Below are 14,350 nucleotides of genomic sequence, written 5' to 3' on the forward strand. Positions count from 1 at the left end.
GCCGACCTTGTCAATGGAACCGCTGTTCGCGTTCGGATTCCTCCTGCTGGCTCCTTCGACCTTCCTGGATCCTCCGCGGGGCGGCTGTCCCGGATGTGACCGGACAGGAGAGTTCGGCCGATGACCCGCCCGCGGTTCACTCCCCGCTCCCGATCATGGCCAGTCCCATCCGTGGCACCGGCAGGCGGTGCAGCCCGGCGGGGGAGCGCGGTTCGGTCGCGGCTGATCACAGGCAGAGCGCGGCCGACTCCAGCGCAGCAACCTGTCGCTCGCCGAGATCGCGGCGGAGTACGGCTTCAGCAGTCCATGTCACTTCTCACGCCGGTTCGCGGCGACCTACGGGACTCCGCCGGGCGCTTTCCGGCGCACCCAGTCCGCGGCCGACGCGATGCGGCCCGTGCGGCAGGCCGGGCTGCTGCCGCTGGCGCACCTGCTGCCGTGAGCGACCCCGCCGGACCCCGGCCGGCCGGCGTGGAAGCCGGCCGCGCGGCTCGGCCGGAGAACATTCGATCCTCGCCCGCTCATCCCGTTCCCCGCCGGTAGTCACTGGGCGGCATACCGAAATGGGCGTGGAAGCGGCGCGAGAAATGAAACTCGTCGTTGAAGCCGAAGTGCCGGGCGATCTGGCGGACGGTCATCGTGGTCATACGCAGCAGGCTCGCGGCACCCCGGAGACGGTGTCCATTGCGATAGGCGAGCGGAGCCTGGCCCACCTCGGCCGCGAACCGCCGGCGGAACGTGTCATAGGGAAGGTCGACCGCGGCGGCCACCTCGCGCAGGTCCACGGGGGCCCCGAGGTCGGCGGTCAGCAGGATGCGCGCCTGCTCGATCGGGCTGCTCGGGGCCGAGTCGGCCGTCGGTCCGGCGTCGACGAGCCAGTCCGCAAGGGCGAGCAGCTGGTGCTCACCGACGGTGGCGTGGCGGGCGCCGAACACGGTCCTGAACACGGTGGCGGACAGCGGCGCCCGTAGGGGACGCGGGCCGTTGCCGACCAGGATCCCGACGTTGGCGAGCGTCGTGAACAGGGGGCCGGTGACGACGGCGAACTGCTCGGTCCACCGCCCCCCGGGCAGCGTTCCGTACGTATGGGGTACGCCCGGTGCGACCACGGTGAGGGTGCCGGGAACGATCGGCTCCTCGCGCCCGTCGCCGTGCCGGTAGGTGCCGCTGCCATCGGTCACGTACGACAGGACCCAGCCCGGCTGGGTCCGTGGCCCCTCCAAAGGGCCCGGGTCGGCGTCGGACACCTCACCGGCCAGCAGTATCCGCCCAAGTCTGGTCTGCGGTCCGTCGACCATCAGGATGCGGGTACCCGGCGGCGTCTGCCAGAACATACATGCCTCGATCAGTATCTCTATTCACAGAGCTCCGTGGGCGCCATAGCGTTCCTTGTCCCGGATCCGGACAGCGGATCACACTCATCAAAGGAAAGCCGGATATGACCTCCATCGAGCAGGAACGCACTTCACTGGTGACGAGGGAAATGGCCGACCAATACCGTGAGGAGGGATTCTTCGTCATCGAGGGGGCGCTGACGCCGGAGCAGCTGGAGCTCCTTCGGAGCGGCGCCCAGTATTCGGTCGACAAGGCCGACGCCGCGATGGACGCGGAAGGGGTCGACCGGCTCGGCATCAACGCCCGGGGCAAGCGGTACTTCGGGCACATGATCTACCAGGACCTGCCGCAGCTCAGGGCGTTCCTGTTCGGCGAGACGATGGCCGAGATCTGCCGGGCCACTCTCGGCCCGGAGGCGTACCTGTTCTGGGAGCAGTACGTCATCAAGGCCTCGGACAAGGACACCTCCTTCTCCTGGCACCAGGACTCCGGCTATGTGCACGAGGACCACGAGCCGTACCTCACCTGCTGGATCGCACTCGACGACGTCACCGAGGAGAACGGCGCCGTCCATCTGCTGCCCTACTCCCGGGTCGGAGTCCGTTCCTACGTCAAGCACATCAAGGACGAGCGGACCAACGACAAGGTCTGCTATTTCGGGTCCGATCCCGGCGTCCCCGTCGTCGTCCCCGCCGGTTCCATCGCCGTCTTCTCCAGCACGGTGATGCACCGCAGTGGCCCGAACCTCACCGACAACTACCGTCGCGTCTATGTGGCCCAGTATTCCGGTGAGGTGATCACGAAGAAGGGCAGCCAGGAACCCGTCGGCTCCTTCGAGCGCTTCCTCACGGGCAACGAGGTCGTTAATTCGTGAGCCCGCGTGCCGCCCCGGTGTCAGGTCCGGGGCGGCCGCACCCGCGACAGTGCGAGCGGGTGTCATCGACCCACAAGGCCGAAGATTTCGCGGGGCGGACTTCGCGGGTGGACGGGACGTGCTGCTCTGCTGCCACGGGCGGGGGCGTCAGGCGATGTGAGCGAGGTCCGTCGACGACACCACGTACCGGAGCGGGAGTCCGTGGGTGAGGCGCTGCAGTTCGTCCACCGCCGAGCGGCCGAGCCGGGTCAGTTCGTTTCCGAGGGCGCCCGCGAGGTGCGGGGTGAGCACCACGTTGGGAAGATCGTAGAGAGGGGAGTCCGCCGGGAGTACTTCGGGCTCCGTGACGTCGAGGAAGGCGTTGATCCGGCCCGAGACCAACTCGTCGGTGAGCGCCGGGAAATCGACCAGCGCGGACCGCGCCGTATTGATGAGCGTCGACCCGTTGGGGAGCAGGCCGAGGCGTCGCCGGTCGAGCATGTTCTGCGTCTGCCGGGTCGCCGGCGCGTGGATGCTGACCACCGAGCACTGGACGAGCAGATCGTCCAGCGGAACTGCCCGTGCGAGGAGTGCCGTTGCTTCGGCATCGTCGAGATAGGGGTCGTACACGCAGACGGTAAGGTCGTGCGGACGCAGCAGCTCCATGACACGGCGCCCGATGCGTGACGCGCCGATGATGCCGACCTTTCGGTCGGCGTTGCCGATGTCCGGGTAGTCGGCTGCCAGGTCCAGGGCCCGTCGCTCTCGCGCGTAACGATGCCGGATGGCCGGAACGCCCTTGCCGGCCAGAAGAATTGAGGCGAGCGTGTACTCGGCGACGGGTCGGGCGTTCGCGTCCGCGGCCGTCGTCACCGCCAGGCCCCGCTCCCAGCAGACTTCCCTGACGTGGCCCTTCACCGACCCCGCGGCATGCAGGATCGTACGCAGTGAGGGGGCACGGTCCAGCACGCTCTCGTCGATGACCGGACAGTCCCAGCCGGTGACGAGGACGTCGACGGTGCTGAGGACACGCGTTGCCAGCGGGCCGTCGAAGTCGGTGAGCGGTGCCGGTGCGAGGTCGCACAGGCTTTCCATCCGTGCCCTGTCGGCAGGGCTGAAAAGCTTGCCCGGCAGGTCACTCCGCATGGCCAGGGCGGCACGCAGTCGACGGTTCACCGACTCTCCTTCGGGTTGTCCGAGCTGGGCGGGTCGAGGCGCACCACATCGCGATGTCCGTCCGGCCACGTGACGTACACGGCGCTGCCCCACGCATCGTTCGTGATCTCCACGTCGACCTCCTCCGCGAAGGAGGCGACAGCGGGCGTGCCGGCCAGGACCAGCACGGCTGCGTAGACCTCGCCGAAGCGCAGGTCCTGGTGGCCGGTGACCGAGGGGACGGCCGCGTGCGGGCCGTACGCGTTGGTGCCGTCGGCGTTGTCGACGGCCGCTTCGTCCAGCCCATGCAGACCGATCACTCGGCTGACGAGCCCGCCCTCGGAACGCACTTCCGCTCTCGCGGGACCGACGCCGGCGTGCACCGGCTTCTCGTCGGCCACGGGCAGTCCGCTCATCCTGAGCTGCCAGGGACCGGGGTCCGTCGGGCCGTCGGCGCCCGGTGCCGCTCCGGGCACCGTGTGCCGGGGGTGCCATGCGTCGGCGCGCGCCAGGCGCACTTCCACACCCCGGTGCAGCACCGACGCCGTGGTCAGGACCGGACCGCCGGTGAACTGCGTGGAGTCCGGGACGAAGTAGTCGGGTGTCTCCCCATCCAGCCAGTGGGCCCGGTGCCGCGACACGCCGACGCGTCCCTCGAGCCGAATCCGTTCCCACGGCCGGCGCAGCGAGGGGTTGCCGTCGGCACGGAGCAGGCAGACATGGGCGTCCATCGGGCGTATGTCGGCGGAGCTGCCGACCGCAGGGCCTGCGGCCGTCGCGTAGGCATGGCGCGCGTACACGCTGTCGTCGGTCTCGAGGAAGCGGGGGTCGGCGTGGTCGCCGCCGTGCTGGACGAGCCGCACGATGCCGTCGTCGCGCGTGCCGGAGACGAGCCATCCAGGCGCGGGAAGCGGGAACTCGGTGTCCGTCTGCTCGACGGGCAGGGGTTCCTCGGTACTGGTCCATACCGGGTGATCGGCGGGTAGGAGGAGTCCCGCGAAGCCCTTGCTCGCCCAGTAGGGGGACGCCGGGCCGGAGTAGGGCTGCCGGATGGCAGGGAAAGCCCCTCGCCACCCGAGGGACAGCAGCCCCCGCTCGTCGACGCAGCCACCGTCCAGGAAGTAGCGCAGGACGCCGCTGGTGAGTCGCCGGGTGACGCCCGGGTTCAGTGGGCTGGCGTCGAAGAGCGCGCCAACCCAGAACGGCGCCGTCGTCGCGAAGCGATAGGTCAGCGAGCGGCCGTGGAACACCGGGGCGCCGTCGCTTCCCACCAGGTGGACGGCGTCCTGGAGGTAGCGGGAGAGCCGGTCGTGGTACTTCTTCTCCTTCTCGTCGTATTCGCTGCTCCCCGCGATGCGGCAGAACCACGCCGGGTAGAAGTGCATGGCCCACCCCGAGTAGTAGTCGAACCGGCGGTAGTCGGCGGTGCGGTCCGTACCGTCCGCGTACCAGCCGTCACCGACGTAGAACTCCTCGTTCAGTTCCATGACGGCGGCCACGTCGGTCGGCGACCACGGGCCGCCGACCGACCGGAGGAAGGCATTGGTGACAGCCTGGAACCACGCCCAGTTGTTGCGGCTCGGGGTTGGGCCGACGGCGTCCGCCAGCCAGTCGACGACCCTCTGTCGTACCGAGTCGTCCAGGCGGTCCCAGATGTACGGGCGCGTTTCGTGCAGCGCGACGACGATCGAGGCGGCTTCGACCTTCGCCTGGCCGTTCTCGTGAAGGGTGGGCCAGCGTTCGGGAGACGACGGGTCCGTTCCTGCCGCCAGGCCGCGGGCGTACCACTCGGCGAGGCCGGACGGGTCCCGGTCCCCTGTCCTGGCGAGGCGGAAGGCCGCCAGCAGGAAGGTACGGGCGAAGCCCTCCAGCCCGTCACTCAGCCGCCCCGCCCGTCCCACCGGGCCGGGCAGGTCGATCAGTGCGTGTGTGATCGAGGCATAGGGGCGCACTGCCGCGAGCAGGCGGTCGGCCGTGTGCTCCCAGTGCGCGCGTGTCCAGCCGGTGCGGGGCGACAGGACGCGGTCCTCCGGAGGCAGCGGGGCGGCTGCGGGAGCCATCTCGGTACTCCTCTTTCCTGTGGGTCAAGCCGACTCTATGGACTTCATGAACTCGTCCCGGATCTGATCACCTTTCCTGTGGGTCAAGCCGACTCTATGGACTTCATGAACTCGTCCCGGATCTGATCACCGCCGCGCTGACGCCATGTCTGCACGGTGTCGTCCCACGAGGAGACCGGCTTGCGTCCCTGGATGATCTCGCTCTTGGAGTCGGTCAGGAGCTGGTCGAGCTGGGCGCCCTTGCGGCTGAGCGCGGACGAGTAGTGGCCGTACACGGGGTTCTCGACCGCGGTCTTGAAGAACCCGTCCTCGAACTTGTGCATGCCCCGGACGACGTCGGGCTCGCTGGGGTAGTAGAACGTGAAGGGGCCGTCCGTGACGAAGCCGAGGCCCATCCCGAGGATCTCGCTCTTTCCCCGATCGTTCTGAATCGGGTCCCCCTTGGAGTCGACCGTGTGGTGGACTCCCTCGAGGCCGTACTTGCGGAACAGGTACTCCTGGCTGCCGAACGGGGCGGCCAACCAGTTGGCGATTTCCAGGAGCTCCCTGGTGCGGTCCTTGCTGCTCTTCTTGACCGCGGTCAACCCGTTCCAGAACGAGGGCTCCTGCAGCCACGTGGCCGCCTTCTGGCCCTTGTGGAAGGAGAACGCCGGCCGGCCCGTGATCTTGAAGGAGTCGCCCGCGACGTTCGAGTTGAAGAAGGACATCCAGCCGTTGTTGGGGTCCACCGTGAAGGCGACCGTCCCGGAGTTGAACCACTGCTGGTTGGGGGCGGTCCCCACAAAGGAATCGGGGTGGAGCAGACCCGCCTTCTTGATTTTCACCAAGGCGCTCAGTGCTTCCTTCGTCTCCTCCATCTCGACCGTGCTCACGAGCTTGCCCTGGCGCACGTCCCAGTTGTTCGGCATGCCCAGCATCATCTGGACCATGGTCAGGACTGCCATCGGGTTGGCCGCCGCCCACCGGTTCTTGGCGGGGTCGTTGAACTCCTTCATCACCCCGAACCACTCGTCGAACGTGTCGGGCGCGGGGTTGATACCGCGGGATTCGAGCAGGTCGTCCCGGCTGAAGAGGGCCAGGACCGCGCGGGGGCGGGGGATGGGGAGCCCGTAGAGCCCGCCGTTGTAGATGGTGCTCTTCCAGCAGATCTGCGGCAGGTTGGCGAGGTTCGGGAAGTTCTTGATCTCGTCGCCGGACAGGAACCCGGTGAGGTCCTGGCACTTGGCCTCGAGGAAGGGGCCCAGCTCGGGAACGGTGCCGCCGCCGAGGATCTGGATGAAGTCGGGAAGGTCGTCACCGGCTGTGAGAGTGGCGATCTTGGTCTTGTAGTCCGAAGCCGCGGCGATGTTCATCCGCAGGTCGGCATTCAGCTTGCCGTTCAGCTCGCGCCAGTACTTGTTCCTCGACGTAGCGGGCGGGGCCGGGGTGTAGGTCTGTACGAAGGCCGACACCTTCCCGCCCTTACCGGGTGCCCTCCGCACGGTCTTCGGGTGCTCGGCCGGGTAGTGCAGGTACCCGTCGATGCCGTCGGGGTGGACACGCGGCAAGTCCGGCCTCGGCACGGCCTTGTTCGGCACGTGGGCGGGAAGCTTGACCACCGCGTTCTGCGCGGCCGCCTCCTGGCCGCCACCGCCGGAACAGGCTGTCAGGAGCGGACTTGCCACGCCGGCAGAAGCCGCAGCGGCCACGGCACTCCGGAGCACGGTACGACGGGTGGGTCGGTTGCGATTGTCGCTCATTATTCCTCGACTTCGGTTGCGGCGCAAAGAGGGGGCGCTTATGGGCAGGGCGGCGTCAGCCCTTGACGGCTCCGGTCAGCATGCCCTTGGAGAAATGGCGCTGAAGGAAGGGATAGACGAGCAGGATGGGAACGATGGAGACGACGAGGATCGCCATCTGGATCGACTGCTGCGGAGGCAGTGATTCGGCAGCTGCGTTGAGCTGGTCCACGCCCATCTCGGTGTTGTTGACCACATAGGTGCGCAGGACGAGTTGCAGTGTCCATTTGGAACTGTCGTTCAGATAGAGCATGGGCGCGAAGAACGCGTTCCAGTAGGAAACGGCGTAGAACAGCCCGACCACTGCCAGTACGGCCCGCGACAGCGGTAGGACGATGCGCGTCAGAATGACCGTGTCGCTGGCCCCGTCGATTCGGGCGCTTTCCATGAGCTCTTGCGGTAGCTCCATGAAGAAGGCGCGCATGACGATGACGTTGAATCCGTTGATCATGGTCGGCAGAATGAGCGACCAGTAGCTGTCGATCAGCCCCAGGTTCTTCACGAGTAGATAGCTGGGAATGATTCCGGGCGTGAACAGCAGCGTGAACAGCACGGTCATCAGCAGTGGCTTGTGCGCGAAGGAGCCCGGCCGGCTGAGGCTGTAGGCGAGAAGCGCCGTACATGTCAGGCTGAGCGCCGTGCCGGTCAGCGTGACGAACACGCTGACACCGAGTGCGCGGGTGACGACTCCGCCATCGAACAGCACCACATAGGAGTCGAAGGTGGGTGATTCCGGCCACAGTACGAAACCGCCCGACTCGGTCACCTGCTGACGTGAGGCAAGGCTGGTGGAGGCGATTCCCAGAAACGGAACGAGGACCACCGCACAGGCGAGAGTAAGAGTGACTCCCTTGACCAGGCTGGTCGTCCTGGAGGCGATGCGCAGGGCGCGTGGAGTGCGAGAGCGGATGGTGGAGGATGTCATGACTGGTAGATGCCTCGCTCTCCGAACATGTGGGCCACCTTGTTGGCACCCAGGACCATGGCCACGCCGACGAGACCCTTCACCAGGCCGACGGCGGCACTGACGCCCCAGTCGCCGCCGACGATGCCGTTGTTGTAGACGTAGGTGTCGAGCACTTCGCTGGCCTCACGCCCTACCGGTCCCTGCTGCAGAACGATCTGCTCGAAGCCGACGGATACCGCGTCTCCGAGTCGGAGAATGAGAAGCAGGATGATGATGCTTTTCAGGCCCGGCAAGGTGACGTGCCACATCTGACGCCATTTCCCTGCCCCGTCGACGCCGGCGGCCTCATAGAGCGAGGGGGGAATCTGCGACAGCGCCGCAAGGAACAGAATGGTCGCCCAGCCTGTGTCCTTCCATATCACCTGGCTGGTGAGCAGCCCCTTGAAGAGATCGACGTTTCCGATGACATCGACGGAGCCGAGGTCGTGCGACCGCAGCACCGTGTTGAGGAGGCCGGCGTCCCCGAGGAACTGCTGGAAGATGGAGACGATGATGACCCAGGAGAGGAAGTGCGGGAGGTAAAGGACGCTCTGTACCAGGTGCTTGAGTCGTTCTGATGCCAGCGTGTTGAGTATGAGCGCCAGAGCGATGGGGGCAGGAAAAACGAGAAAGATCTGAAGAGCAAGGATGGTCAGCGTGTTCTGCAGGGCGGTGACGAATTGCGGATCCCCGTTGAAGATGACCTCGAAATTCCGAAGCCCGACCCACTCGCTGTTCTGGATGCCAACGAACGGCTGATAGTCCTGAAAGGCAATGACATTGCCCAGCAGTGGAACGTACTGAAAAAGCAGCAGGATAGCGATCCCCGGTACCGCGCAGATGAGCAGTAGCCTGTCCCTGTGGAACCGGCGCAGTCTTGTACGACTCGCCCCACTCGGTGGCTTCGACGATGGCATATCCTTGACGGAGCCGGACCTGCGTGGTTGTTCCAGACTTTTGAACATCAAGGCCACCTGTTTTCCACGGTTTCCCTGTACCGGGCCGGCAGCATCACACAGGGCGCGGAAGTCGCACCGTGATCCTGCCGGCCCTTGTTTCGGGCGGACGGTCGGTCGTGCATCGCAGCGGGCTGCCCGGCAGGGCGTCAGTCCGCGCCGTCAGCGGGCGGCGTACTCGTACGCGCCCCGGTCCCAGCCGGAGCCCTGCGGCCTCGGGATTCCCTGGTGGTCCACGGAAGTGCCGGTCCTGGTGCCCGTGTCGACCGCCGGTGAACTCTCCCGGAGACGGAAGTCCGAGTCGGGTGAGGTTCCGGGATCCACCAGCTTCGGGTCGGCGACCACGTCGTGGGGGCCCATGACCTCGGGTGTGAGCCCGCCGTAGTAGATGTTGTAGTCGTAGGTCACGTCGACGTTCCGGTCGGTGACGTTGGTCTTCTCGCCTGGGCGGACGTAGGAGACGTTGTTGAGGATCCGGACGTCCCTGCTCTTCAGGGCGAAGATGTTGCCGTAGCTCTCCATGCGGCTGCTGCGACTGTTGTAGTACGCCGTGTTGTGGCGGATGTCGACTTTGCTGGAGCTGAAGGCGTGGATGCCGGATCCGCCGTTGTCGAACGACACGTTGTTCTCGACCAATATGCGGCCCTGGTAGGGGCTCCCCCCGTCCTGGAGGTGCAGGGTGTCGTCCACGATGATTCCGTTGCCGTCGGAATAGCACCCGCACTGGGCCCACTTCACCTTGGTCTCGTTGTCGTACACGACGTTTCCGCGAACGATGACTTTCGTCGACCTCGACTTGTCGACGTCGACCGGATGGAGCACGGAGATCCCACTCGTCGCGTAGGACGTGTACCAGGAGGTCGAATGCACACGGTTCCTCTCGATCAGGAGGTGGTCGGCCGTGTCGGAAGCGATCCCGCTGCCGGGGCAGTCCCAGGCGCGATTGCCGCGAACCGTCACGTGATGGGGAACGCGACCGGACTCCTTGTCCTTGCGGATGAAGATGCAGTTCGTGTTGAACGCGGGCCCGGTCGGCTTCGACCCGACCTCCGCGTCCTCCAGCGTGAGATCGTCGCTCGGGCCGCGGACGCTCAGGCCGGAGATGGTGATGTAGGAGGCGCCGGCGACGAGTACTCCGTTCCAGCCGGTCACGGGTGCGATCAACGGATCGTGCCCCGGAGCCGGACGGTAGGTGATGGGCCTCCCTGGGGCGCCGGAACGAGTGATCTGCACGACGCCCTCTCGGTTCAGGTCGCCGTACTTGCCGGTCATCAGGTAAACGGTGTCGCCGGGAAAGGTCTGGTCGGCGGCCTTCTGGATCGTCTTGAAGGGCTGTGTCGCCGAGAGGCCGCTGTTGGTGTCCGAGCCCGTCAATGCGCTGACGTAATAGGTCCGCCCGGCGGCCTGCGCCGTGGGCGCCGCCACGACGGACGTCAACACCAGGGCGGTTGCGGCAGATAGTGCTCCCAGTATTCTGGTCGAATCAGCGGCCATGCCAATCGGCTCCTTGTGCGGGCAGGCGGAGAACCACTGGGTGTGGCTCCGTTGGCTTTGTTCCCTGAGGGAAATCACGCGCAGGTTCCGTCAGGACGGCGTATCCCGTTACGCCGTGGGCGGCTCGTGCCAAGGACCCGGCTGAAGTACGTCGGAGTGACGCGTTCGCGTCCTCCGGGCCTTCCTGATGTCCGTACCTGTCAGGTACTTTCCCGGGGTGATAGGGCCGTGGAGGCGGCCTCATCCCTTGGTCGATGCGGTGACCGGAAGTGAACGCTGCGGTCGACCGCCATACAACTCCTGCACACCTCCGGGTGCCTCCTGTGGGCTCCTCCGACCTTCCAGGATCCTCAGATGGACATGCTGACCCCGCGGAACGACGTCTCGATGCTGGCCTGCTGGCACGGGACGCCCACCCCCATGGACCGGGCCCATCGGCATGACGACATCGAAGTCAACCTCTCGACCGACTCCGAACTGGTCTACCTGCTGGGAGGCCGCCGCGTGGTCGTGCCCCCCGGGGAACTGGTCGCCTTCTGGGCAGCGATACCGCATCAGCTGATCGAGGCCCGACCACTTGCTCCGATGTACTGGCTGAACGTGCCCCTGCGGACCTATCTGGGCTGGCGGCTGCCTTCCGCCGGCGTAAGGGCTCTCCTGCGTGGGCAGCCGATGCGGGCCGATCCCCACGAGTACCACCGGGACGACGCCGGGCTGCTGAAACGCTGGCAGCTCGACCTGTCGACGGGCGACGCTGAACTCCACCGAATCTGCCAGATCGAAATCGAAGCGCGGCTGCGCAGACTCACCCACGGCGCTCTGGGCGGCGTACTCGGCCCGGACGAACCGAGTGGTCACCGGTCGGTGGAACACGCGGCGCGGATGGCCGAGTTCATCGCCGCGCACTTCCGCGAGCCGATCACCGTCGAGCACATAGCGAGCGTGGTGCCCCTGCACCCGAACTACGCCATGTCCCTCTTCAAGGAAGTGCTTGGAACGACCATCAATGCCCGCATCACACAATGCAGGATCGCGGAGTCCCAACGCCTCCTGATCACCACGGAACTGCCGATCTCCGAGATGATTTCCGCCGTCGGATTCGGCTCGCAGAGCAGCTTCTACTCGAGTTTCACGGAGCTCTGCGGTACCTCGCCCGGCAACTACCGCCGTGCCCATCGCAGCAACACGCCGTCGAACGAAGTCGCCGGAGTGGACCCGGCAGTGGCGCGGGCCATGGCCCAGAGGTCCCGGCCGGTGCCTGGTCCGGAGAGCATCTGAGAATCCTGGAAGGACGAAGGGGCCAGCGGGAGGAAACAGCAGGCGAACGGCGATGTGATGGAGCCCGCCGGAACCGTGAGTGAACGGAAAGGCGGCAGCGACGTCGGCGAGCCTTCAGTGGTGGTCCAGAAGTCGCACGTCCTGCGTTGTTTCCCCTGCGACGAGAGAAGTATCCCGGTGGATGCGCCCCTCCCGACCAGCCCTGGTCCTCGATCGGTCACTGGCCACTTCCCGCTGCTGTTCCCAACCCCTGACGGCGACCCGCAGCGCCGGGCGACCACGCTGCTCCTCCGGCAGGCATCCGACGAACTGCCCGTTGTCATGTGGTGCGGTGCGTATCCCGGCCCGGACGGAGAGGCATGGAGCGCGGAACAAGGTGAACAGGCCGCCTCAACATCTGGGAAACGGTCCGGTTCCGGCACGACATGGCCGAGCTGATCGAACTCGCCGCAGAGGTGGGCGCCGAGCGATACGTCCTGAACGAGGGCTGGTTCCGCGGCCGGAGATCTGACCGGCCGGCCTGGGCGCCTCGTGGGTCGACGAGTCCGTCCGCGCACGAACGTCGTGCCCCCGGCCGACTTCCCCACACATACGCCGTCGCGCTCGTTCGCGGCATCATCCATCTCTCCCGGGAGTGACCCATGCAGTCCATCCAGTCCTTTCCCCCCGAGTTCCGCTGGGGAGTGTCCACCGCCGCCTACCAGATCGAGGGGGCAGCCGATGCCGACGGGCGAGGCCCGTCGATCTGGGACACGTTCAGCCGTGTTCCCGGGGCCGTGGCCAACGGCGACACCGGTGACGTCGCCTGTGACCACTACCGGCTCTGGCGGGACGACATCGCCCTCATGCGGAAGCTGGGCGTCAGCGACTACCGCTTCTCCGTCTCCTGGCCGCGGGTCCTGCCTACCGGCAGGGCCACCGTCAACAAGGCAGGACTGGCCTTCTACGACCGGCTGGTGGACGGCCTGCTCGAAGCGGGCATTCGCCCCTACGTCACCCTCTACCACTGGGACCTGCCGCAGGCGCTCCAGGACGCCGGCGGTTGGCCGGAGCGCGCCACCGCCGAGCACTTCGGCGACTACGCCGCAGTGGTGGCCGACGCACTGGGTGACCGCGTGCAGGACTGGGCCACCCTGAACGAGCCCCTTTGCTCCGCGTGGCTGGGGTACCTCGAAGGCGTCCTGGCACCCGGGGCGAAGGATCTCACCGCCGCCGTGCGGTCCTCCTACCACCTCCTGCTCGGACACGGCCTCGCCGCCCAGGCGCTGCGGTCACACGCGGCGATCAAGCCCAACGTGGGCCTTGTCCTCAACATGACTCCCTGCGAACCGGCCAGCGACTCGGATGCGGACCGACGGGCCGCGCGACGCGCCGACGGGCACAACAACCGCTGGTGGCTCGACCCCGTTCACGGCCGCGGATTCCCGGCGGACATGCGGGAGATATACGGCGTCGACCTGCCGGAGCGCTCCGGCGACGCGCAGACCATTGCCGCCCCGCTCGACCACCTCGGCCTCAACTACTACTTCAGGCAGATCATCCAGGACGCCCCCGAGCTGCGCGCGCCCTCCTACCGGGTGCTTCCCGTACCCGGCGCACCGACGACGGCGATGGGCTGGGAGGTACACCCCGACGGTCTTGAGCAACTCCTCATGCGGCTGCACGACGAGTACGCTCCCGCGTCCATTCTCGTCACCGAGAACGGCTCGGCCTACGACGACGAGGTCGGCGCGGACGGCAGCGTGCACGACCCCGACCGCGTGGCGTATCTGGAGCGTCACCTCGAAGCCGCCGCTTCTGCGGTCCGCCGGGGCGCGCCCCTGCACGGCTACTACGCCTGGTCGTTGATGGACAACTTCGAGTGGGCTCTCGGATACGGCAAACGCTTCGGGCTCGTCCACGTCGACTATGAGACTCAAGGACGCACGATCAAGGCGAGCGGTCACCGCTACGCACAACTGATCGCCGACCACCGCACCGTGACGGCTCCCCCCGCCTGACGCCATGGGAACCGGTACTCGAGCACACATGGGGCCAAGCGCGCTTCCAGCGCCTGGCGCAACTTGCCGGAGTGGACCTCGTCGTGGGGCTGCCACGGCCGGCCTGGCAAAAGAGTCACGGCTTCGTCAACACGAGCGCCCAGTAGAGCTGGTGGGGCGACGCGGCGAGCGAGCCGCGGGGCATGGGGGACATAACCGGTGACGCACGGCGAGACGGGGAACGCCGATCGGTGGGGAATTCCTGTCAACCGAGTCGACGGTACGAGCAACTCTTGTGTGCAACGCTGAAGTTGCGGGACCGGGGAAGCCGGGCTGCAGCGGGTGGGTGTAGCGCCGCATGGTGTCGGCACGGTTCCAAGTGCCATTGCGGCTCCACAGCCCTCAGGAGCGTACTTCCCATCAGTCGGCCCCCAGGTCTCGCGTTTCTCCCACTGACACACGGGATACACCCGCGAGCGCTGGACGGTCGGCACCGGATCAGTCGGAGTACCAGGG

11 protein-coding genes and 1 pseudogene are annotated in these 14,350 nt (G+C 66.9%); 5 read left to right on the forward strand and 7 right to left on the reverse strand.

What is annotated here, in order from left to right:
- Positions 1-256: 256 nt before the first annotated feature.
- Positions 257-442: pseudogene (locus AC0ZLC_RS05315) on the forward strand (helix-turn-helix domain-containing protein); the annotation flags it as partial.
- Positions 443-521: 79 nt separating this feature from the next.
- Here the strand turns inward: AC0ZLC_RS05315 and AC0ZLC_RS05320 are convergent.
- The gene (locus AC0ZLC_RS05320; protein WP_476750686.1) at positions 522-1,334 is read right to left on the reverse strand and encodes a helix-turn-helix transcriptional regulator; all 813 of its coding nucleotides are present in this window, start codon (positions 1,332-1,334) and stop codon (positions 522-524) included.
- Positions 1,335-1,438: 104 nt separating this feature from the next.
- On the opposite strand from AC0ZLC_RS05320, the gene AC0ZLC_RS05325 reads away from it, so the two are divergent.
- Positions 1,439-2,209, forward strand: coding sequence for a phytanoyl-CoA dioxygenase family protein (locus AC0ZLC_RS05325; RefSeq protein WP_476750687.1), 771 nt, complete (start codon positions 1,439-1,441; stop codon positions 2,207-2,209).
- 147 nt (positions 2,210-2,356) lie between these two features.
- Here AC0ZLC_RS05325 and AC0ZLC_RS05330 read toward each other — a convergent pair whose 3' ends face one another.
- The 6 genes from AC0ZLC_RS05330 to AC0ZLC_RS05355 all read right to left on the reverse strand — a co-directional run bounded on the left by AC0ZLC_RS05330 (position 2,357) and on the right by AC0ZLC_RS05355 (position 10,577).
- On the reverse strand, positions 2,357-3,364 hold the full coding sequence (locus AC0ZLC_RS05330; RefSeq protein ID WP_476750688.1) for a hydroxyacid dehydrogenase: 1,008 nt from the start codon (positions 3,362-3,364) through the stop codon (positions 2,357-2,359).
- Positions 3,361-5,403, reverse strand: a complete 2,043-nt coding sequence (locus tag AC0ZLC_RS05335; RefSeq protein WP_476750689.1) for a DUF2264 domain-containing protein — start codon at positions 5,401-5,403, stop codon at positions 3,361-3,363. The genes AC0ZLC_RS05330 and AC0ZLC_RS05335 overlap by 4 nt, the downstream gene beginning before the upstream one ends.
- Positions 5,404-5,486: 83 nt before the next feature.
- Positions 5,487-7,067 (reverse strand): extracellular solute-binding protein, encoded by a 1,581-nt coding sequence (locus tag AC0ZLC_RS05340; protein WP_476750690.1) that lies wholly within the window; start codon positions 7,065-7,067, stop codon positions 5,487-5,489.
- Positions 7,068-7,197: 130 nt separating this feature from the next.
- Positions 7,198-8,106 (reverse strand): carbohydrate ABC transporter permease, encoded by a 909-nt coding sequence (locus AC0ZLC_RS05345; protein WP_476750691.1) that lies wholly within the window; start codon positions 8,104-8,106, stop codon positions 7,198-7,200.
- Positions 8,103-9,044 carry an ABC transporter permease gene (locus AC0ZLC_RS05350; protein ID WP_476750749.1) on the reverse strand — a complete coding sequence of 314 codons (942 nt, stop codon included), beginning with the start codon at positions 9,042-9,044 and terminating at the stop codon, positions 8,103-8,105. Before AC0ZLC_RS05350 ends, AC0ZLC_RS05345 begins: the two co-directional genes overlap by 4 nt.
- Positions 9,045-9,245: 201 nt before the next feature.
- The gene (locus tag AC0ZLC_RS05355; RefSeq protein WP_476750692.1) at positions 9,246-10,577 is read right to left on the reverse strand and encodes a choice-of-anchor Q domain-containing protein; all 1,332 of its coding nucleotides are present in this window, start codon (positions 10,575-10,577) and stop codon (positions 9,246-9,248) included.
- A gap of 354 nt (positions 10,578-10,931) precedes the next feature.
- Between AC0ZLC_RS05355 and AC0ZLC_RS05360 the strand changes: the two genes are divergently transcribed.
- The 3 genes from AC0ZLC_RS05360 (at position 10,932) to AC0ZLC_RS05370 (ending at position 13,855) form a co-directional block, all read left to right on the forward strand.
- Positions 10,932-11,855 carry a helix-turn-helix domain-containing protein gene (locus AC0ZLC_RS05360; RefSeq protein WP_476750693.1) on the forward strand — a complete coding sequence of 308 codons (924 nt, stop codon included), beginning with the start codon at positions 10,932-10,934 and terminating at the stop codon, positions 11,853-11,855.
- 425 nt (positions 11,856-12,280) lie between these two features.
- Entirely contained in the window at positions 12,281-12,493 is a 213-nt protein-coding gene (locus tag AC0ZLC_RS05365) for a hypothetical protein (RefSeq protein ID WP_476750694.1), read from the forward strand.
- Between the two features lie 3 nt (positions 12,494-12,496).
- Entirely contained in the window at positions 12,497-13,855 is a 1,359-nt protein-coding gene (locus tag AC0ZLC_RS05370) for a GH1 family beta-glucosidase (protein ID WP_476750695.1), read from the forward strand.
- Positions 13,856-14,350 lie beyond the last annotated feature (495 nt).

This window comes from Streptomyces sp. GLSS-08, assembly GCF_056387915.1.